The sequence below is a fragment of the Tomitella biformata AHU 1821 genome, from assembly GCF_000524475.1.
Taxonomy (GTDB): Bacteria; Actinomycetota; Actinomycetes; order Mycobacteriales; family Mycobacteriaceae; genus Tomitella; species Tomitella biformata.
Map to the genome: position 1 here is coordinate 128,430 of NZ_BAVQ01000071.1, position 19,225 is coordinate 147,654.

At 69.5% G+C, this 19,225-nt stretch carries 24 protein-coding genes; 16 read left to right on the forward strand and 8 right to left on the reverse strand.

The window, feature by feature from the left end; genetic code table 11:
• Positions 1-86: 86 nt before the first annotated feature.
• The 5 genes from TBIF_RS17175 to TBIF_RS17195 are packed head-to-tail and all read left to right on the forward strand — an operon-like array spanning position 87 to position 3,483.
• Positions 87-746, forward strand: a complete 660-nt coding sequence (locus tag TBIF_RS17175) for a DUF6474 family protein (protein ID WP_024795986.1) — start codon at positions 87-89, stop codon at positions 744-746.
• Between the two features lie 46 nt (positions 747-792).
• Positions 793-1,287, forward strand: a complete 495-nt coding sequence (locus tag TBIF_RS17180) for a hypothetical protein (protein WP_235174836.1) — start codon at positions 793-795, stop codon at positions 1,285-1,287.
• 37 nt (positions 1,288-1,324) lie between these two features.
• Positions 1,325-1,990, forward strand: a complete 666-nt coding sequence (locus TBIF_RS17185) for a YcnI family copper-binding membrane protein (RefSeq protein WP_024795988.1) — start codon at positions 1,325-1,327, stop codon at positions 1,988-1,990.
• Positions 1,990-2,496, forward strand: coding sequence for a copper resistance CopC family protein (locus TBIF_RS17190; RefSeq protein WP_038171689.1), 507 nt, complete (start codon positions 1,990-1,992; stop codon positions 2,494-2,496). The genes TBIF_RS17185 and TBIF_RS17190 overlap by 1 nt, the downstream gene beginning before the upstream one ends.
• A 3-nt stretch (positions 2,497-2,499) precedes the next feature.
• The gene (locus TBIF_RS17195) at positions 2,500-3,483 is read left to right on the forward strand and encodes a CopD family protein (protein WP_024795990.1); all 984 of its coding nucleotides are present in this window, start codon (positions 2,500-2,502) and stop codon (positions 3,481-3,483) included.
• Positions 3,484-3,607: 124 nt separating this feature from the next.
• Here TBIF_RS17195 and TBIF_RS17200 read toward each other — a convergent pair whose 3' ends face one another.
• Positions 3,608-4,621 carry a beta-ketoacyl-ACP synthase III gene (locus tag TBIF_RS17200; RefSeq protein ID WP_024795991.1) on the reverse strand — a complete coding sequence of 338 codons (1,014 nt, stop codon included), beginning with the start codon at positions 4,619-4,621 and terminating at the stop codon, positions 3,608-3,610.
• Between the two features lie 486 nt (positions 4,622-5,107).
• Between TBIF_RS17200 and TBIF_RS23885 the strand changes: the two genes are divergently transcribed.
• Positions 5,108-5,656, forward strand: coding sequence for a hypothetical protein (locus TBIF_RS23885; RefSeq protein WP_024795992.1), 549 nt, complete (start codon positions 5,108-5,110; stop codon positions 5,654-5,656).
• 68 nt (positions 5,657-5,724) lie between these two features.
• On the opposite strand, the gene TBIF_RS17210 is transcribed toward TBIF_RS23885, so the two are convergent.
• Positions 5,725-7,278 carry a succinic semialdehyde dehydrogenase gene (locus TBIF_RS17210; protein WP_024795993.1) on the reverse strand — a complete coding sequence of 518 codons (1,554 nt, stop codon included), beginning with the start codon at positions 7,276-7,278 and terminating at the stop codon, positions 5,725-5,727.
• A 171-nt stretch (positions 7,279-7,449) separates the two neighbouring features.
• Here TBIF_RS17210 and TBIF_RS17215 point away from each other — a divergent pair, with 171 nt between their 5' ends.
• The 3 genes from TBIF_RS17215 (at position 7,450) to TBIF_RS17225 (ending at position 9,609) form a co-directional block, all read left to right on the forward strand.
• Positions 7,450-8,211 (forward strand): MerR family transcriptional regulator, encoded by a 762-nt coding sequence (locus tag TBIF_RS17215; protein WP_024795994.1) that lies wholly within the window; start codon positions 7,450-7,452, stop codon positions 8,209-8,211.
• Between the two features lie 90 nt (positions 8,212-8,301).
• Positions 8,302-8,676 (forward strand): DUF5313 domain-containing protein, encoded by a 375-nt coding sequence (locus TBIF_RS17220; protein WP_024795995.1) that lies wholly within the window; start codon positions 8,302-8,304, stop codon positions 8,674-8,676.
• A 69-nt stretch (positions 8,677-8,745) separates the two neighbouring features.
• The gene (locus tag TBIF_RS17225) at positions 8,746-9,609 is read left to right on the forward strand and encodes an alpha/beta fold hydrolase (RefSeq protein WP_024795996.1); all 864 of its coding nucleotides are present in this window, start codon (positions 8,746-8,748) and stop codon (positions 9,607-9,609) included.
• A 45-nt stretch (positions 9,610-9,654) separates the two neighbouring features.
• Here the strand turns inward: TBIF_RS17225 and TBIF_RS17230 are convergent, their stop codons facing one another.
• Entirely contained in the window at positions 9,655-10,014 is a 360-nt protein-coding gene (locus tag TBIF_RS17230; protein WP_024795997.1) for a winged helix-turn-helix transcriptional regulator, read from the reverse strand.
• A 93-nt stretch (positions 10,015-10,107) separates the two neighbouring features.
• Here TBIF_RS17230 and TBIF_RS17235 point away from each other — a divergent pair, with 93 nt between their 5' ends.
• Entirely contained in the window at positions 10,108-10,737 is a 630-nt protein-coding gene (locus TBIF_RS17235; protein WP_024795998.1) for a malonic semialdehyde reductase, read from the forward strand.
• Between the two features lie 190 nt (positions 10,738-10,927).
• On the opposite strand, the gene TBIF_RS17240 is transcribed toward TBIF_RS17235, so the two are convergent.
• Positions 10,928-11,131 carry a cold-shock protein gene (locus TBIF_RS17240; RefSeq protein ID WP_024795999.1) on the reverse strand — a complete coding sequence of 68 codons (204 nt, stop codon included), beginning with the start codon at positions 11,129-11,131 and terminating at the stop codon, positions 10,928-10,930.
• Positions 11,132-11,316: 185 nt separating this feature from the next.
• Positions 11,317-11,943, reverse strand: a complete 627-nt coding sequence (locus TBIF_RS17245) for a class I SAM-dependent methyltransferase (RefSeq protein WP_024796000.1) — start codon at positions 11,941-11,943, stop codon at positions 11,317-11,319.
• A gap of 95 nt (positions 11,944-12,038) precedes the next feature.
• On the opposite strand from TBIF_RS17245, the gene TBIF_RS17250 reads away from it, so the two are divergent.
• The 4 genes from TBIF_RS17250 (at position 12,039) to TBIF_RS17265 (ending at position 14,942) form a co-directional block, all read left to right on the forward strand.
• Positions 12,039-12,224 carry a hypothetical protein gene (locus tag TBIF_RS17250; protein ID WP_024796001.1) on the forward strand — a complete coding sequence of 62 codons (186 nt, stop codon included), beginning with the start codon at positions 12,039-12,041 and terminating at the stop codon, positions 12,222-12,224.
• Positions 12,225-12,330: 106 nt separating this feature from the next.
• Positions 12,331-12,822 carry a ribonuclease E activity regulator RraA gene (gene rraA, locus TBIF_RS17255; protein WP_024796002.1) on the forward strand — a complete coding sequence of 164 codons (492 nt, stop codon included), beginning with the start codon at positions 12,331-12,333 and terminating at the stop codon, positions 12,820-12,822.
• Positions 12,823-12,826: 4 nt separating this feature from the next.
• Positions 12,827-14,044 (forward strand): alanine racemase, encoded by a 1,218-nt coding sequence (locus TBIF_RS17260; RefSeq protein WP_038171690.1) that lies wholly within the window; start codon positions 12,827-12,829, stop codon positions 14,042-14,044.
• Positions 14,045-14,057: 13 nt separating this feature from the next.
• Positions 14,058-14,942 carry a ferredoxin family protein gene (locus TBIF_RS17265; RefSeq protein ID WP_024796004.1) on the forward strand — a complete coding sequence of 295 codons (885 nt, stop codon included), beginning with the start codon at positions 14,058-14,060 and terminating at the stop codon, positions 14,940-14,942.
• Between the two features lie 4 nt (positions 14,943-14,946).
• Here TBIF_RS17265 and TBIF_RS17270 read toward each other — a convergent pair whose 3' ends face one another.
• The gene (locus TBIF_RS17270; RefSeq protein WP_024796005.1) at positions 14,947-15,396 is read right to left on the reverse strand and encodes a MarR family winged helix-turn-helix transcriptional regulator; all 450 of its coding nucleotides are present in this window, start codon (positions 15,394-15,396) and stop codon (positions 14,947-14,949) included.
• Positions 15,397-15,534: 138 nt separating this feature from the next.
• Between TBIF_RS17270 and TBIF_RS17275 the strand changes: the two genes are divergently transcribed.
• Together TBIF_RS17275 and TBIF_RS17280 are read left to right on the forward strand one after the other, a co-directional pair.
• Positions 15,535-16,722 carry an MFS transporter gene (locus TBIF_RS17275; protein WP_024796006.1) on the forward strand — a complete coding sequence of 396 codons (1,188 nt, stop codon included), beginning with the start codon at positions 15,535-15,537 and terminating at the stop codon, positions 16,720-16,722.
• Positions 16,723-16,733: 11 nt separating this feature from the next.
• Complete coding sequence (locus tag TBIF_RS17280; RefSeq protein WP_024796007.1) at positions 16,734-17,552, forward strand: aldo/keto reductase; 819 nt, start codon at positions 16,734-16,736, stop codon at positions 17,550-17,552.
• 4 nt (positions 17,553-17,556) lie between these two features.
• On the opposite strand, the gene TBIF_RS17285 is transcribed toward TBIF_RS17280, so the two are convergent.
• Entirely contained in the window at positions 17,557-18,213 is a 657-nt protein-coding gene (locus TBIF_RS17285) for a response regulator transcription factor (RefSeq protein ID WP_024796008.1), read from the reverse strand.
• Between the two features lie 24 nt (positions 18,214-18,237).
• Positions 18,238-19,140, reverse strand: coding sequence for a sensor histidine kinase (locus TBIF_RS17290; protein ID WP_024796009.1), 903 nt, complete (start codon positions 19,138-19,140; stop codon positions 18,238-18,240).
• Positions 19,141-19,225: the final 85 nt, after the last annotated feature.

Here is a 19,225-nt window from a genome sequence, read left to right on the forward strand (position 1 = left end):
TAGGCCCTCCCATAAGGTGAGAGCCACGCATGCCCGCCGGTAGCGGCATCCCCGCGATCGAGCGCCGACACACGGAAGGCCATCGTATGGGTCTGTTCAGGAAGAAGCGCGGTTCACGCCGCGCGCAGCGCAAGGCCGAAGCAGCCGCTCTCAAGCACAAGGCTGGGCTCGAGGCGAAGCTAGGCGCGCGCAATGTCCGCAAGCGCGATAAGGCTGCTGCCAGGACCGATAAGAAGGCCACCAAGTCCGGCCTCAAGTCGGACCGCGCCACGCACAAGAACGAGCTCCGGATTGCCCAGGAGCAGCGCGCCGCCATCGAGGCGGGAAAATTCAATGCCAAGAAGGTCGGCCGCTACCTCGGGGTGGCCCGCGTGGTCGCGCCCGTCGTGCTGCCGCTCGCCTACCGCGGCGCGACGCTGCTGCGTGCCCAGCTGGATCAGCGCCGGGCCCAAAAGCTCGGCGTGCCAGTCGATCAGCTCGGGCAGTTCAGCGGGTCCGGGGCGAAGCTCAGCGCGCGCATCGCCGGCGCCGAGCGCACGCTCACCAAGCTGAGCTTGGAGAAGCCTCGCGACGCCGAGGTCGCCAAGTTCGTCTCCACCATGAAGCAACGCTTGGCCGAGCTCGCGGCCGCCACCGACGCGGCGGAGTCGATGTCGGCGGAGCGCCGCCGCCGCGCCCACAGCGCGATCGCCCGCGAGCTCGACGGTATCGAGGCCGATGTCCTGGCATACCTCGGCGTCGTCTGATCGGCCCCACTAGATGAGCCAGGGGCCGGTCTCTCGCGTGCGCGGCATGGCTGTGGGCGCATCGACCGCTGCCCTGGCCGTGGCCGCGCACGGCTCTGGCGGCGGCGGGTTGCCATCGGCGACGGACGTCGTGCTGCTGCTGGCCACCGCGACCGTTGTAGGCGCGGCGGTGGCGGAGACGTCGTGGCTCAGGCGCGGGCGGCTGCCGCTGTTCGCGGCCCTGCTGAGCGGGCAGGCCATCGGGCACCTCGTCCTCGCAACGTCGAGCTCCGGGCATTCGCTGGACCACGCGGCCGCCCTCACCGCGCCGATGCTCCTGGCCCACCTGGCCGCCGCCGCAGGGGGCGCGGTGCTGATCGAACTGGTCGAGCGCCTCTACGGGCCGCTGACCACCGTGATTCGTGCGGCGGTCGCGCCGACTTCGCCGCAGCCCCTGTCTGCGCTTCGGCGCGTCCTCCCCCGCCGCGACGCCGCCCGTCCCCGTGACCGCGTGGTGGCTCTGCACTCCATCTCCAGGCGTGGCCCGCCGGTGCCCGCGTGAGCACCCACCACACCCATTCGAGATGAGAGAAAACTCCATGAAGACATTCACTTCCCGCGCACTGTGCACGGCATCGCTGGTCGGCGCCGTGATGGTCGCCGGCACCGGCTTCGCCTCCGCCCACGTCTCTGTCAACGCGCCCGGCGCCACCCAGGGCGGCTACGACGTCCTGACGTTCCGCGTGCCCACCGAGTCCGAGACTGCGGGCACCACCGGGCTGACCGTGCAGTTGCCCGGGCTGCGTTCCGCCCGCACCGAGCCGCTACCGGGCTGGCAGTCCGTGGTCACGAAGGACCCGACGTCGAACCTCGCCACCGAGGTCACCTGGACCGCCGATCCCGGCGTGCAGGTGGGGCCCGGCCAGTTCAGCGAGTTCCGGATCTCTGCCGGCCCGCTGCCCGAGTCCGGCACCGTCGAGTTCCCCACCAGCCAGACCTACTCCGACGGCACCGTAGTGAACTGGGACCAGCAGGCCGGGGCCGACGGCACGGAGCCCGAGCACCCGGCCCCGGTGCTCTCGCTGAGCCCCAGCACGGGCGAGGCGCACGGCACTGTGACCGCCACACCCGAATCCACCGCAACTGCCGCTGAGAGCCCCGCCGAGTCCGACTCGACCGCCCGCTGGCTCGGCGGCGCGGGCCTGGTGCTCGGTGCGATCGCGCTTGCGCTGTCCATCGGCAACACCGTCCGCAGGAGGCCCTGATGCGCTTCAAGGCTGTGGCCCTCGGCCTGCTGACCGGGGCCGCGCTAGTGCTCGGTGCCGGCTCCGCATCGGCGCACGCCTCTCTGACCTCCGTTGATCCGGCGGATCAGTCCGAGATCGCGCAGGGCCCCGATGAGGTGCAGTTGACGTTCAATGAGGCGATCTCGCCGAATTTCGCGACCATCACCGTGGTGGGGCCCGACAACAACCTGTGGTCCACTGGCGACGTGCTTGTCGACGGCTCCACCGTGGGCATCAAGGTGGGTGATCTGGGCCCGGTCGGCGAGTACAAGATCGCGTACCGCGTCACCTCCGCCGACGGGCATGTGGTCGACGGCATCCGCACGTTCACCCTCACGCAGGAGGGCAGCGGCACCCCGGGCAAGTCGGTGGTCGCCGACGACTCCGACTCCGCCAGCACGAGTGTCTGGTGGATCGTCGGCGCGGCCGTCGTCGCCTTCGCCGTGGCGCTGGCCGTCGCCCTGCGTCGGCCGAAGAAGGACTAGCCGGTGGCCGGGGGCACGGTGGCGGATCGGCTGTTACGGCCGGCCATCGTCGTGCCCGCGGCACTGCTGGGATTCGGTCTCGCGGTGGCGCTCGCCGGCGCCGCGGCCGCCCCGTTCTCCAGCGTCCTGCGGATCGCGACCGGGGTGGCCGGAATCCTCACGTTCGGCCTCGCCGCACTAGATCTGTTGGAGGAGCCGAAGCTGCGGCCCGCGCTGCGCAGCCGAGTGTGGCAGCCCCTCGCCGCCGCGGCGGGCATCTGGGCGATGGCCGCGTTGGCCCTGTCCGTCGCGCTCACCGCTGACAGCGCCAACGTGCCCCTGCCCGACGTGTCCCTACCGATGTGGGGCGAATACCTCGACTCTGTCAGCACCGGCAGGCTGCTGGTGCTGGAGTTCGGCTGCGCGACGGTGTGCGCGGTGCTGGCCGGGCTCGAGCACAACTTCGGCCGCCAGCACAGCACCCTGCCCCTGCTGGCGCTGTCTGTCCTGGGGCTTGCGGGCCTGCCCCTGGGCGGGCACCTGTCCCAGCAGAGCATCGGCGCGATGGTGATCCTGGCGCATGTGCTGTGCGCCGCGATCTGGTGCGGGCTCCTCGGCGCGATGGCCGTGACCCTGCGCCGTCGCGGCGAGTGGTCGCGGATGCTGCCCCGCTTCTCCGTCGCTGCGTTCTTCTCCGTGTGGGTGCTGCTGGCCACCGGGGTCCTCGGCGCGCTGCTCCAGCCCACCGGCCGATTGCGCCGGGAGGGCTCCAACCCCGCCGCGATCCTCACCGCGTTGGTCGAGACCGGCTACGGCCGGATCCTGCTGGCGAAGACGGTGCTGCTGGCCCTGCTCATCGCCGCCGGCTGGTGGTCGCGGCGCAATTGGGTGCCGGCCGCCCGCGGGCACCGCCTCGACGCGGACGTCTCCCTGCGCCGGGCCTGCGGCGAGATCGCCGTGATGGCCGTCGTGCTCGGGCTGGCCGCGGCCCTGGCCACCACCGCCTGACCCCGCCCTGCGCCATGCCCCTGCGCATGCCCCAGAGACGCCTTACGCCTGTTGTGTGCCCTTACGCCCGTTGCGGGATGCGTAAGGGCACACAACAGGCGTAAAGAGCCAGCGGGAAGCAGGTTTAGCCCACGAACTTGGGCAGGCGCACGACCTGGCCGGCGAACGCGAGGCCCGCGCCGAAGCCCACCAGCAGCGCGAGGCCGCCCGGCTTGGCCTTGCCGTCGCGCAGCATCGCCTCCATGGCCAGTGGGATCGAGCCGGAGGACGTGTTCGCGGTGGTGACGATGTCGTCCGCCACGGGGAGGGTCTCCGGCAGCTTGAGGCTGTGGCACAGGACCTCGGTGATGCGTTGGTTGGCCTGGTGCGGGATGAACGCGTCGAGGTCCTCGATGGTCACGCCGGAGACCTCTAGGGTCTGCCGCGCGACCTTGCCCATGCTGAACGCGGCCCAGCGGAACACCGCCTGACCCTCCATGTGCAGGGCCGGGCGGGAGTAGTCCCCGCTGCGCACGATCTCCATCCACGTCGGCTCCTGGCGGATGGCGACGGACTGCTCGCCGTCGGAACCCCACACCACCGGCCCGATCTCGGGAACGTCCGACGGCCCCACGATCACGGCGCCGGCGCCGTCGCCGAAGATGAAGGCGGTGGACCGGTCGGTCATGTCCAGGCCCACACTCATGTGGTCCGCGCCGACGAGCAGCACATGCTTGGCGCTGCCGCCGCGGATGAGGTCCGACGCGACGGCCAGTCCGTGGCTGAACCCTGCGCAACCCGCGGCCAGGTCGAACGAGCCGGGCTTGTTCAGGCCCAGGCGGTGCGCGACCAGGGTCGCGGCCTGCGGCGTCTGGTTATAGTGCGAGTTGGTGGCGATGATGATGCAGTCGATCTGGTCGACGGCAAGGCCGGACACAGCGATGGCCTTCTTCGCGGCCTCCACGCACATGTCGACCACATTCTCGTCTTCGGCGGCGAAGTGCCGGCTCTTGATGCCTGAGCGGGTCTGGATCCACTCGTCCGTGGAGTCGATCGTCTCGCAAATCTCGTCATTCGTGACGATCCGCTCCGGGCGGTAAGCACCGATGGCAATGATCTTCGAGTGCGTTCCGACCGAGGGTGTGATCGAGACCGACATGTAGGACTTCCGTTCGTGTGGTGCGCTGCGGTCGCGGCGCAGTTCAGTGCGGGAAAGACCCGCGGACGTTGACCTGCGACCGCGGCGAGTCTCGGACGCGGTGGCGCTATCGTCGACGCGCTCGAGAGTTCGTATTGCTGTTATCTTGGTGGCTTGTGCCGCTGTCATAATACGCCGTGGCGGGCTGCCAACCTCGTAAGCATCGTGGCATGCCGTGCCGCGCGTGGCCAGACCGAGGTTCATTCAACGCTTGCCGGGCACCCTGAATCGAATCCCTGCCCGATCCCGTCCCGGGCGGCTGATGCGCCTGTCGGCGGCATTCTGACCTAAACCAAGGCATGATGTTGGCAGCACAGTTCTGCACCACACAGTTCTCGGTCGTGTGGCGTCGCGCTGTTTTCTGTCCCGGGAGACCACCTTGTTTCCCGACGGCGGGACAGCGGCGTGCCTGCGTGATCGAGAAGTAATGACAAGGGAGTGTCATCCATGGCCGAACAGGTAACGCCGTCCGACAAGCCGAGCGAGCCCAACAAGGCCAAGCCGGCAGCGCCCAAGCCCGCCGCGCCGAAGAGCACGGCGCCCAAGGCACCTGCCCCCAAAGCTCCAGCGCCCAAGACTCCAGCGCCCGCCCCCAAGGCCGCCACTCCGGAGCCCGCAGCGGCGAAGCCCGAGCCGGCCAAGCCTGCTGCGCCCAAGCACGCGGCTGACAAGCCCGCCGAGCCTAAGCCTGCTGCCGAGAAGCCCGCTGCTGCCAAGGCAGTGGTCCCCGAGGCGAAGCCCGCCGCAGTGAAGGCCCCCACACCGGCGCCGGCCGCTGCCCCGGTTCCGGCCACTGCCCCGACTCCGACGGCCGCCAAGGCGGAAGCCCCGCAGGCCGCGCCCCAGCCGCCCGCAGCGCCCCGGCTCGTGGCCACGGAGTCCCTGCCGACCCCGCCGCGCTCGAGCGCAGTGCCGAAGATCGCGGCCGGGGTCCTCGCGGGCCTGGTCGCCGTCGTGCTGGTGCGCCGCTGCCGCCGGTGCCGCAAGGCCGACTAGCTCCTAGAACGCGCTCGGCGCTCGTCTCCCCATAGCGGGGAGGCGAGCGCCGAGCGCGTTTCCGATGTCTAGCGGCCGGGCAGGTACTTCATCGCCTTGATGGCGATGGGCAGCGCCTTCGACCACGGCTTGGCCGGCATCCAGGGCGGGCCAGCCATGCCGGTGAGCCGCTGGGTCGCGATGGTCTGCGACTCCGTGTACTTGAGCAGCCCGTCCGAGCCGTGGCGGCGGCCCACGCCGGAGATGCCCATGCCGCCCATCGGGGCCGCGGTGCTGCCCCAGGCGGGCGCGTAGCCCTCGTTGACGTTGACGGTGCCGGACCGCAGGCGGGCGGCGATGCGCTCGCCGGCCGCCGGGGTCGCGGCCCACACGCTGGAGTTGAGCCCGTACTCGGTGTCGTTGGCCCTCTCGATGGCCTCGTCGACGCTGTCGACCGGGTAGATCGAGACCAGCGGGCCGAAAGTCTCCGCCGCCGCACACTCCATCTCGTCGGTGACCCCGGTCAGGACGGTGGGCTCGAAGAACAGCGGGCCGAGATCTGGGCGGGCCTTGCCGCCGGCGACGATCGTCGCGCCCTTGCCCACCGCGTCGTTCACGTGCTTGGTGATGGCCTCGATCTGCGCGACGGAGATGAGGCTGCCCATCTCGATGCCGAAGTCGTACTTGCCGCTGATCGTCATCTGCTGGACGCGCTTGGCGAAGGCGGCCGTGAACTCCTCGGCGATCGCCCGCTCGACGTAGATGCGCTCGATGGAGATGCACAGCTGCCCGGAGTTGGAGAAGCAGGCGCGGGTCGCCGCGTCGACCACGCGGGACAGCTTCGCGCCCTTGGTGACGATCATGGCGTTCTTGCCGCCCAGCTCGGCGGAGTAGCCGATGAGGCGGCGGCCGGCCTGCTCGCCGAGCACCCGTCCGGTGGCGGTGGAGCCGGTGAACATGAGGTACTCGGTGTTCTCCACCAGCGCGGTGCCGACGACGGCGCCGGGTCCGGGCACAACGGCGAAGAGCTCCTTGGGCAGCCCCGCACGGTAGAGCAGCTCGGCGCACGCGAGCGCGCAGTAGGGCGTCTGGCTGTCGGGCTTGATGACGACGGCGTTGCCGGCCATTAGCGCGGCGATGGCGTCGGACACGGCCAGGGTCATCGGGTAGTTCCACGGCGAGACGACGCCGACGACGCCCTTGGGCTGCTGGTGCACCACGGTCTTGGTCGCGCCGGGGATCATGCCGGCGACGCGCTGCGGCTTGAGCGCCTTGGGCCCGGTGCGGGCGTAGTAGCGGGCGGTCATCGCGATGTCGAGGATCTCCTCGAGCGCGGCGGAGCGGGACTTGCCCGTCTCGGCCTGCGCGAGGTCCAGCAGCGCATCCCGGTTGGACAGCACCAAGTCGTGGTAGCGGAAGAAGATCTCCGCACGCTGCTCCGGCGTGCGCTTGGCCCACTGCTTCTGGGCCGTGCGGGCGCGGGCGATGGCGGCGAGCGCGTCATCGGCGGTGCCCACGGGGATGGTCGCAAGCTCACGGCCGGTGAAGACCTCGGTGATCGGCTTGGTCGGGCGCTGGTCCGCATCAGTGATGGCGACAAGCTTCTTGAGACGCGCAAAGGTCTCGGTGGTCGGCGCGGGCATGGATCCCCCTCGAAGGACGTCCGGATTGACGAGTCTTAGTTCATACTACTCTGAGTCACAGACAAGTTTCTGACCCCGCGAACCCCGATTGAGGATATTCTTGCGGGCACTCCTCAAGCCTCGAGCAGTGGGCTTGACCCTGACGCGGCGGCAGGCTGAAAGGTCAGAGCTGTGAACGAAGAACTGACGGTCGGCTCCATCGCGAGGTTGGTCGGGGTGAGCGTGCGGACCCTGCATCATTGGGACAGCATCGGGCTGGTGACGCCGGAGTTGCGCACCAGCGGCGATTACCGCATCTATGGCCCCGCGGACGTCGAGCGCATCCACTCGGTGCTGACGTATCGGGGGCTGGGTTTTCCACTTCAGGAGGTCCAGCGCCTGCTCGATGATCCCGACGTGGACGCGATGGCCCACCTGCGCAGGCAGCGGGACCTGCTGACCGAGCAGATCGATCGTTTGCATCAGATGGCTGCGGCCGTGGAGAAGATGATGGAGGCGAAGACCATGGGCATTCAATTGACCCCTGCGGAACAGCGCGAGATTTTCGGGCCGAACTGGCTGGGTGAGGAGTATACGGAGGAGGCGCAGCAGCGCTGGGGCGACGGCGAGGAGTGGAAGCAGTCCGCTGCCCGCACCGCGTCGTTCACGAAGGACGACTGGCGGCAGGTCAAGGACGAGACGGACGCCCTCGAGGCGGAGTTCGCCACGGCCCTGCGCAAGGGCGTGCCCGCCGACGGCCCCATCGCGGCCCAGCTCGCGGAGCGCCACCGCGCGGGCATCGAGCGGTTCTACGACTGCAACTACGAGATGCACGTGTGCCTCGGGCAGATGTATCTGGCGGACAAGCGGTTCCGCCGGCATTATGAGGACGTGGCCCCAGGCTTGGCGCAGTACGTGCATGACGCCATCGTCGCCAACGCTGCGATCCGATAGTCTGGGGGTGGGCGTGCCCACGTGGGGACGCCCACCCACCAGCGGACCGCAGCGCGGCCCGCGCCAGAATCCGAACACGGGACACGCGCTATGACCGGCGATAAGCCGAACATCTTCCAGTACCTGGGCTATTGCTACGGCAAGGTACTGCCGAAGTCGATGAACAACTGGGTCCTCCAGGACCTCGGCGGACGCGGCGCGGCTGTGCGCATGACCATCCGCTTCGTCATCCCATGCTTCCTGGGACTGAGCCTGCTGTGGCTGATCCCGAGTGACCTGTTCACCAAATTCGGCGCGACGCTGCCCATCTTCGTACCGTTCGTGTACTTCTCGGTGGCGCTCAACCGCGTCTATCGCCGGCACCGCCTGGTCAAGCACGGCCTGGATCCGGACCTCGCGGACACGTGGGTGCATGAGCGCGACTACGCGGAGCGCAACGAGTACGAGAGCCGCTTCAACCGCTAGGCCCACTCCCGCAAAACTGGAACGTGTTCTAATGGATTACTTCCATCGACACTTCCGAGAGGCCACCCCGTGAGCGAGACCCTAGATTTCGACGCCACGTCCCACACCGTCACCGCGGGGCGCTTCGAGTTGCACTACAACGAGGCTGGCGCCGATAAGCCCGGCACGCCCGTGCTGTTCCTGCACGGCTCCGGCCCCGGCGTCAGCGGCTGGTCCAACTTCGCCGGCAACTTCGCGGCGTTCGCGGCCGAGCGTCGCACCATCATCCTGGACATGCCCGGCTTCGGCCGCAGCCCGGAGCTGAAGTGGGATGCGTCCTATCCCGTGGTGGCGGCCGAGTCGGTCAACGCGCTGCTCGACGCCCTGGGCATCGACCAGGTCGACATCGTCGGCAACTCGATGGGCGGCAACGTGGCCTGCGAGACCGCGCTGGCCTACCCCACCCGCGTGCGCAAAATGGCCCTGATGGGCCCGGGCGGCCTGGCCGAGAACCTCTTCGCGCCCAACCCCAGCGAGGGCTCGCGCCGACTGTTCGAGTTCCTGCAGAAGCCCACCCGCGAGGGCATGGTCGCCTGGGTGGACACGATGGTCGGCAACCGCAAGGTGGCCAGCGACGAGTTGATCGACACCCGTCTGGCCGCCGCCCTCGAGCCGGGCGCCATCAAGCGGACCATGGACATCTTCGGCTCCATCTTCAACCCCGAGTTCCGCACCGCCCCGCTGTGGACGCGCGCCGAGTCCATCAAGCAGGAGACCCTGCTCATCTGGGGCCGCGACGACCGGATGCTCCCGTACGAGGGCGCGCACTTCGCCTTCCGCCACCTGCCCAACGCCGAGCTGCACGTGTTCAGCAAGTGCGGCCACTGGGCGATGATCGAGCAGCGGGTCGCGTTCGACCGCATCGTGCTCGAGTACTTCAGCCGCGAGGACTAGAAGCGCGCAGGAACGGCCTCCCCGTCCAGGTGGGGGCCGTTTTTTCTATCCAGCCTCTCCCGGGCACTGCCCGGTCAGGTTCGCCTCGGCCCACGCCGCGAGTTCGGTCAGCGCTGGCAGCAGCCCCTGGCCGGACTCGCTGAGCCGGTAGCTCACGGAGACCGGCGGCCCCGGCTCCACCTGCCGATGCACCAGGCCCGCCGCCGCCAGGTCCGCCAGCCGTGCCGACAGCACTGAATCGCTGATCCCGCCGACGGCCCGCTTGAGCTCCGCGAAACCCGCGGGGCCGTCGAGCAGGGTGCCGAGGATGACACCGTTCCAGCGTTTGCCGAGGAAACCGAAGGCGCGGGCCAGCGCCACGTCGCACACCCTGGGCTCGCGCGCCACTTCACCGTCGACAATCATGACACCACACTAGCAAGCTGCTACGATTTCGTCTGCAACTATGTTTTTAGAAGTCCACATGTTTTCAGTAGCATCGATGAATCGAGTAGCCCCATGACCGAAGTCCTGGACACCACCACCTCCGCCGCCCGCCTGCCGCAGCTCGACGAGTCCGCCCTCGCCACCCTGTTCGGCGGCGCCCGCACCGCGAACAGCTTCGCCGACACGCCCGTGAGCGATGAACTGCTGGAAGCGATTTGGGCACACGCGAAGTGGGCACCCACCGCCGCAAACACCCAGCCGCTGCGCGTGCTCTATGTCCGGCCGGGCGCAGGCCGCGATCGTCTCGTCTCGCACATGTCCGAGGGCAACCAGGCCAAAACCGCCGGCGCCCCCGCCGTCGCGGTGCTGGCCGTGGACACCGAGTTCCACGAGTTCATTCCCCAGGTCTTCCCGATCAACCCGGGCATGAAGGACTTCCTGGCCGGCAACGACGAGGTCCGCGGCCAGATGGCGCAGATGAACTCCGCGCTGCAGGCCGGCTACTTCATCCTCGCCGTCCGCGCGCTGGGCCTGGCCGCGGGCCCCATGACGGGCTTCGACAACGCCGGACTGGACGCCGACTTCTTCCCGGTGGGCCGCCTGCGCTCGCTGATGGTGGTCAACATCGGCCACCCCGCCGAGAACGCGTGGTTCGACCGCCTCCCCCGCCTGGACGCCGCGGATACCGTCAGCTGGGCGTAACCCCCTCCCGCCATTCGCGTCGCGTTCGCGTTCGCGGACCGTGTTGTTCCTCGCTCACACAGCGTGGGCCAGGAACAACACGGTTCGCGAGGCCGCGGCACTCCAGACAGCAAAGAACCCCGCCTCCATAAGGAGACGGGGTTCTCGCGATACAGCTAGCTCGTCAAGGACGAGTCAGATGCGTCAGAAATTAGAGCGGCGTAACGCCGGTCGCCTGGGGGCCCTTCTGGCCCTGGCCAACCTCGAAGCTCACGCGCTGGTTCTCCTCGAGGCTGCGGAAGCCGCCGCTCTGGATCTCCGAGTAGTGCACGAAGACGTCGGCGGAGCCGTCGTCAGGTGCAATGAAGCCGAAGCCCTTTTCGGCGTTGAACCACTTCACGGTGCCTTCAGTCATTTTTTAACTCCTCTAACAGTGTCGAACAGGATTCCGATCCTCGGACTCCCGGGCCTTCGTCTTGCGGCGGTTCTCGACTGGTTCTGCAGAGAGGTCCATCACGCCCAACTAAGAATTTGCGAGCGTGGAAACACACAAACAAATGCTACGACCAAAGGTAAGTATGGCACACATTGGCCGTGGCGTCACCTCGTGGCGCGGAGCCCGGTGCGCACGAGCTCTATCCAGTGGAGTTCAGCGGCCTCGGCGAGCCTGCCGCCGAAGGCCTCCATCCGGCGCTCCGACTCCAGTTCCCACCCAGCGAAGTCCCCGCGCATGCGCTCCCAGTCGGCACCGCGCAGCAGCTGTCCCCGCCGGCCGGGGGTGAACGCCAGCATCAGCAATCGCGACCCGGGCTCCACCAGGCAGCTCAGCTCGCGGGCATACGCGCGCCGCTCCGGATCGTTCAGACCATGGAAGCAACCGAAGTCCAGGACGAGGCCGAACGGTTCGCCCATACCGACCCCGTTGTCCTCGAAGACCTCGCACAGCTCCACCACATCGCCCACCACAAAACGCATCTGCAGCCCGGCCGCGCGGGCCTTCTTACGCGCCCGGAGCACCGCCCGGGCCACGTAGTCCACCCCGATAACGCGCCAGCCCCTAGCCGCCAGCGCGATCGCGTGATCGCCGGTGCCGCAGCCCATGTCCAGGGCCCGGCCGGGAGCGAGGCCCGTGCGGGCGAGATAGTCGTCGAGTTCGACGGGGAAGTTTTCGCCCGCCCTTTCCCAGGGAGTGAAGCCGACACGGTAGGCGAGATCGAAGAAACCCATGTTCAGCCGCCTTTTCGGGGAGGATTTCTCAAGACTAACCCTGGCCGCACCCGCCGACAATAGCCGCGAAAGGCCAATCAGCGCACACTGGAGTCATGGCCATCGGCGAACATCCACAGCGCACCCCGCTCTATGGGATCGCGCTGCTCATCGGGGTGATGGTCGCAGCGACCGTCGTCACCATGGCCGAGGCCCCAACGGGGGTTCGCATCGCCGTCTACGTGGTGGGCGCCCTGGTGGCGATCATCGGCGGCGCGCTCACGCTCCGCGACCTGTCCTAGAGATCGGCCCTCGCATAGACGGTCGTCCAGGTATGCTTTTCGCTAATGTTGCCTTGCCACGCCACCGCGTCGGCCATACAACCGAGAAGACCTTGGGAGACCCACCATGAGCGATGTCGCACAGAACGATATTCCCGCCACCGCAGACCTGGTCGACGAGATCGGCCCCGGCGTCCGCAGCTGCGATACTCAGTTCCTCCAGTTCGGCGGGCATGCCACATTCTCCGGCCCCATCACCACCGTCAAATGCTTCCAGGACAACGCCCTCCTCAAGTCGATCCTCGGCACCCCCGGCAACGGCGGCGTGCTCGTGGTCGACGGCGACGCGTCAGTGCACACCGCGCTGGTCGGCGACCTCATCGCGGGCCTCGGCGTCACCAACGGCTGGAACGGGCTCGTCATCAATGGCGCGGTCCGCGACTCCGCCATCATCAGGACGCTCGAGATCGGCTGCAAGGCGCTGGGCACCAATCCGCGCAAGAGCAGCAAGACCGGCGCGGGCGAGCGCGATGCTCCGGTGAGCTTCGGCGGGGTCGAGTTCACGCCCGGCCATATCCTCTACAGCGATGACGACGGCATCGTCGTGCGCGAGGAGTGATCCAGTGACCGACAGCCTGCATCGGCTCAACACCGCCGTGCCCAATGACGGGGCCCCGGTGGCTGCCATCGACTTGGACGCGCTCGACGCGAACGCCCGGTTTCTGACCGCGGCGGCGGGCGGCTATCCGATCCGCGTGGCCAGCAAGTCGATCCGCTGCACCTCGATCATCCGTCACGTCTTGGACCACCATCCCGGATTCCGCGGGGTCATGGCGTTCACGCCCGATGAGGCTGTCCATCTCGCGCGCGCGGGCTTCGACGATCTACTGGTGGCGTATCCGAGCGTCGACGTGGCAGGCATCCGCAATGTCGCCGAGGCCATGGCCACCACCGGGGCGACGATCCGCCTCGTCGTGGACGACCCCGCGCACGTCGCATTGATCTCTGCCAGCGCGGGTGCGCTCGCGGGCACCGGGCGGTCCATCCCGTTGTGCATGGAGATCGACCTCGGCTGGCGGCCGTTGGGCGGGCTCCTGAAGGTCGGCCCCAAGCGCTCCCCGATCCGCACCCCCGAGCAGGCCGCGGCGCTGGCCGCACAGATCTGCGCGACGGAGCACGTGGAGTTGAACTCGCTGCTGGCCTATGAGGGCCACATCGCCGGCGTCGGCGACATCATCCCCGGCCGGCCGCTGCGCCAGCTGGTCATCAGGCAGATGCAGGCCGCGTCCCTCAAGGAGATCGCGGCACGGCTGCCGGCCGTGATCGACGCCGTCGAGCAGACCCTCGCCCGCCGCGGCGCGCCCCCGCTCGAACTCGTCAACGGCGGCGGGTCCGGCAGCTTGCAGCGCACCGCCGAGGTCGGCGCGGTCACCGAATTGGCCGCCGGATCAGGCCTTTTCAATCCGGTGTTATTCGACAGCTACCGCTCGCTGGCGTTGCAACCGGCCGTCGCATACGCCATGCCGGTGGTCCGCAAGCCGATGGCGAACATGGCCACGCTGCTCGGCGGCGGCTATCCCGCGTCGGGCGTGCCCGGCCCCGATCGCGCACCCACCCCAGCCCTCCCGACGGGGCTCACCTTCGATCGCGACGAAGGGGCCGGCGAGGTCCAGTCCCCACTGCACGGAGCCGCGGGACTGCACATCGGCGACCGGGTGTGGCTGCGCCACGCGAAGTCCGGCGAGCTGTTCGAGCGGTTCAACGAGGTGCACCTGGTGCGCGCCGGCAACCTGGAGGCCACGGTCCCGACCTATCGCGGCGAGGGCCGCTGCTTCGTCTGAGAGGATGGGCCCCATGGGCTCCATCGATCTGGATCTGCGCTGCGCCGAGATATCCGCGCTGGACGAGCCGCTGCCCGGCACCACGGCCGCCGTGCAGCGCTGGCTGTGCCTGGAGCATCGCGGGGCCTGGGGTCGAGACGTGCTCGACGGCACCGCGTTCGGACCTGAGCTCACGGCCATGTTGCGCGCGGCCACCGAGGCGGCCGGCGTGCGCCTGATGCTGATGCACCGCCCCGGCCGATCCGGCAATGAAGCGCCTAAAAGCACTGTGCTGTTGGCGAACTCGACTCCCGAGCAATCCTGGTGCGAGACCCTGACCGTCTCCGGGCCGTCGGACCTGCTGGACCTGGACCTCACGCTGCTCGCGGGCGATGCCCCCGGCCTGGGCACGCCGGTCCTCGATCCCGTCACGCTCGTGTGCACGCATGGCAAGCGGGACGTCTGCTGCGCGCTGTGGGGCCGGCCGATCGCCGCGTCCCTGGCCGCTGCCGGCCAGGACGTGTGGGAGTGCTCACACACCGGTGGGCACCGCTTCGCGCCGTCGATGATTAGCCTGCCCACCGGTTATAGCTGGGGCCGCCTCGACGCCCTAGAGTCCGTCCACGCCGTGACCGAGCTCGCCGCGGGGCGGCTGCCCCTCCACGGGCTGCGCGGACGCGGCTGCTGGGACGCCGCAGGCCAGGCCGCGGAGATCGCGGTGAGAGGGCTCGTGCCCGACGCGCAACTCAACGACTTGGATGTCACGGGCGACGGCGATACCCGGACCGTCGGGCACGCGGATGGCCGGCGCTGGTCCGTCGACGTGGCGTTGGAGACGCTGCCGGCGCGGGCCGTGAGCTGCGGGGCGAGCCCCAAGCCCGTGCAGGCCGCCCGGGTCCTGGGCGTGACGGCCCTTTAGCCGCCTACGCCTTGACGTGCAGCAGGGGCAGCGCCGCCACCAGCGGGGCCAGCTCCGGTACCTGCTGGGCACCTGATAGCGCGCGCTCGAGCGTCGCGTCGTGCACGGGCCGGGCCTCCTCCAGCAGCTCCCGGCCGGCGGGGGTGAGCTCGGTGTAGATGCCGCGGCGGTCGTCCGCGCACAAGATCCGCGTGAGCAGGCCGCGGTCCTCGAGGCGGTTCACCAGCCGCGTGGTGGCGCTGGCGCTGAGCGCCGTCGCGCGGGCGAGCTGCTGCATGCGCATGTGCCAGCCGTCCTGGCGGCTCAGCGCGTCCATGACGGTGTACTCGACCACGGAGAGCTTCGCCTGGGCCTGCAGCGCGCGCTCGAGCTCGGACTCGATCAGCCCGTGCAGCGCGGCCAGAGTCCGCCAGCCCTGCGACCTGATCTCGACCGCGTCGTCCCTGATACCCACTCGCTTGCCCCTTCCGGTGTCGAACGCCACAGCGCCGCCGACATTTAGTTGCTTGCGCGGCCTATCCGCTCATGCAACAATCAATGCCGCGCCTGCAACTAATAGCTTACGCACATACCCCTCGAAGGAGCACCGCACATGCCCATTGGTCTGATCGCCCTCGCCCTCGGCGGGTTCGGCATCGGGTTGACCGAATTCGTCATCATGGGCCTGCTGCCGGAGGTCGCCGCGGACTTCGACGTCAGCGAGGCCACCGCCGGCTGGCTGATCTCCGGCTACGCGCTGAGCGTCGTCGTCGGGGCCCTCGTCCTGACCGCGGCCGTCACCCGCCTGCCCCGCAAACCGGTGCTCGCCACGCTGATGGTCCTGTTCATCGCGGGCAACACGCTCTCGGCGCTGGCGCCCACGTACTCCGTGATGATGCTCGGCCGCGTGATCGCGGCGCTCTGCCACGGCGCGTTCTTCGGCATCGGCGCCGTCGTCGCAGCGGACATGGTCGCCCCGCACAAGAAGGCCGGGGCCATTGCCATCATGTTCACCGGCCTGACCGCCGCGAACGTCCTCGGCGTGCCCTTCGGCACCCTGCTGGGGCAGAGCGCGGGCTGGCGATCCACGTTCTGGGCGATCTCCGCGATCGGGGTGCTGGCGTTCATCGGCATCCTCGCGCTCGTCCCGAACATCGGCCATCGCGCTGCGGGCCCCGGCGGCCTGCGCGGGGAGCTGCGCGCCTTCAAGTCCGGCCAGGTGTGGCTCTCGATCCTCGTCACGGTCCTCGGCTACGGCGGCATGTTCGGCGCGTTCACCTACATCGCCTACACCCTGACCTCCGTCAGCGGCTTCGACAGCGCGGCGGTGCCGTGGCTGCTGATGATCTTCGGCGTCGGCCTGTTCATCGGGAACACCTTGGGAGGCAAGGCGGCCGACCGGAACGTCGACGCCACCCTGCTCGTGGCCCTGTCCGCCCTGGCGGTGGTCCTCGCCGTGTTCGCAATGACCGCGCACAGCCCGGCGATGGCGGTACTGTCCCTGCTGCTGATGGGCGTCTTCGGCTTCGCCACCGTCCCCGGACTGCAGATGCGGGTGATGAGGTTCGCCAGCGACGCCCCCACCCTCGCGTCCGGCGCCAACATCGGCGCGTTCAACGTCGGCAACGCGCTCGGCGCGTGGCTCGGCGGCGTCACGATCACCGCCGGCCTCGGCTACACCTCGCCGATCTGGGCCGGCGCCGCCATCACCGTGCTGGCCGTGCTCGTGATGGCTGCCGCCGCACGCCAAGCCCGCACGGCCATCGCCCAGCCGGCCGCCCAAGAACTCACCACCGTCTAAAAGGAGCTCCCATGACCACCATCACCCTGAACAACGGCGTCGAGATGCCGCAGATCGGCTTCGGCGTCTTCCAGGTGCCCGACGCGCAGACCACCGCCGCGGTCGCCACCGCCCTCGAGGCCGGCTACCGCTCCGTCGATACGGCGGCCATCTACGGCAACGAGGTTGGGACCGGCCGCGCGCTGGCCGAGTCCGGCATCGCCCGCGAGGACCTGTTCGTCACCTCGAAGCTGTGGACCGCCGACCTAGGCCACGACGCCGCGCTCGCCGGGTTCGACGCCAGCCTGGACAAGCTCGGCCTCGACTACTTGGACCTGTACCTGATCCACTGGCCAGCGCCGGCCACCGACAAGTATGTCGACTCGTGGCGGGCGCTCGAGAAGCTGTACGCCGACAGCCGGGTCCGCGCGATCGGCGTCTCCAACTTCCTGCCCGAGCACCTCCAGCGGCTGCTCGACGTCGGCAGCGTGGTTCCCGCCGTCAACCAGGTCGAGCTGCATCCCGCGCTGCAGCAGCGGGGCCTCGCCGAGTTCAACCAGCGCCACGGAGTCGCCACCGAAGCGTGGAGCCCGCTGGCCCAGGGCACGGTGTTGGACGACCCGGCGATCGCGGCCATCGCCGCGGCGCACGGGCGCACCCCCGCCCAGGTCATCCTGCGTTGGCACCTGCAGCAGGGGCGGATCATCATCCCGAAGTCGGTGACGCTGGCCCGGATCCGCGAGAACCTCGACCTCCTCGGTTTCGAGCTGGCCGGCGCCGAGCTCGGTGCCATCGACGCGCTCGAGCGCGATGGCCGCATGGGGCCGCACCCGGCAGAGTTCAACGGCTGACGCGTCAGGCCGGGCGGTCCCTGAGATAGCTCAGCACCGCCAGCACCCGCCGATGATCCTGGCCCGACGGCGGCAGGTCCAGCCGGGCGAAGATCGAGCTGATGTGCTTCTCCACCCCGCCGGCGCTGATGCTCAGCGCCTCGGCGATCGCGGCGTTCGTCCGGCCCTGCGCCATCAGGGCCAGGACGTCGAGCTCCCGCGGGGAGAGCGCGGCCAAGGGCGCGTCGCGGCGGCGGGCGGCGAGGAGATGGGTGATCACGTCCGGGTCGATGACCGTGCCGCCCGCTTGCACGCGCGTCATCGCGTCCTGGAAGTCCTCGAACCGCGTGATGCGGTCCTTGAGCAGGTAGCCGACCCCCGCGCCCGCCCCGGCGCCCAGCAACTCGGAGGCGTAGCTCGCCTCGACATATTGAGAGAGGACGAGCACCGCGATCTGGGGGTGGCGGGCGCGGATCGCGATGGCGGCGCGCAGTCCCTCGTCGCGGAAGGACGGCGGCATCCGGATATCGGTGATCACCAGGTCTGGGAGGTGCTCGGCGACAGCCGCCGTGAGCGCCTCGCCGTCGCCGACCGCCGCGGACACCTCCGCCCCGGTCTCCTCGATCAGCCGGATCAGGCCCTCCCGGAGCAGGGTCGAGTCCTCGGCGAGCACTATGCGCATGGCCCAACAGTAGGTGCCGGGCGCTCAGGCCAGGCGTGTGGGCGAGGGTTCTCCGGCGAGATCGATGGTGGCCTGAATGCGCGTCGGCCCACCCACCGGGCTGTCCACATGGAGCTGGCCGTCCACTCCGGCGAGGCGGTCGATGAGCCCGGCGAGCCCGTGGCCCTTCCCCGGGTGGGCCCCGCCGACGCCGTCGTCGTCGATCTGCAGCACCAGCGCGTCGGCCGTGGCCGTGATGGTCACGGCCACGGCCGACGCCTCGGCGTGCTTGGCGATGTTCGCAAGGGCTTCCGAGACGACGAAATAGGCGGCGTTCTCCGCGGCCTCGGGCAGCCGCTCGCCGGCCGGCAGGTCGCTGTGCACGCGGACGGGAACGGTCGCCCGCGCGGCGAGCCCGTCGACGGCGGCGACGAAGCCGCGGTCCGCCAGGATCGGCGGTGCGATGCCGCGGGAGAGCGCCCGCAGCTCGGCCAGCGCCTGGTTGGACTGCTCGAGGGCCTCGCCCATCAGCACCCGGGCGGCGGCGGGATCGCTGTCGATGCGGCGCTGGGCACCCTGTAGATCCATCTGGAGGCGGATCAGCCGCTGCTGGGGACCGTCGTGCAGATCCCGCTCCACCTTCCGCAGGGTGCTCGCCTCCTCCGCGCCGACCTGGGCGCGCTGCGCGGTGAGCTTGTCGCCGCGGGCCCGCAGGGAGGCGTTCTCGTTGGTGAGCAGGGCGCGCGCGAGGGCTGCGTCCCCCAGGGCCAGCGCCCGCAGCACGACGGGCAGCAGCACCAGGGCGACCATGCCGATCGCGACGGAGGCGGCGATCTCCGCCGCCCCGCCGAGGCCCAGCTGGGCCGGCTGCGACTCGTACCCGGCGATGCTCGGGCCCCACGCCCAGTCGGTCAGCCCGACGAGGACGAACGCGAGCCAGGTGATCACGATGGTGAACGCGAAGAGATTCCCTAATGATTGTCAAGACCCGTCTTGAACTGCGGTTTCGGGCATGACCGGCCGCCGTAGGAGC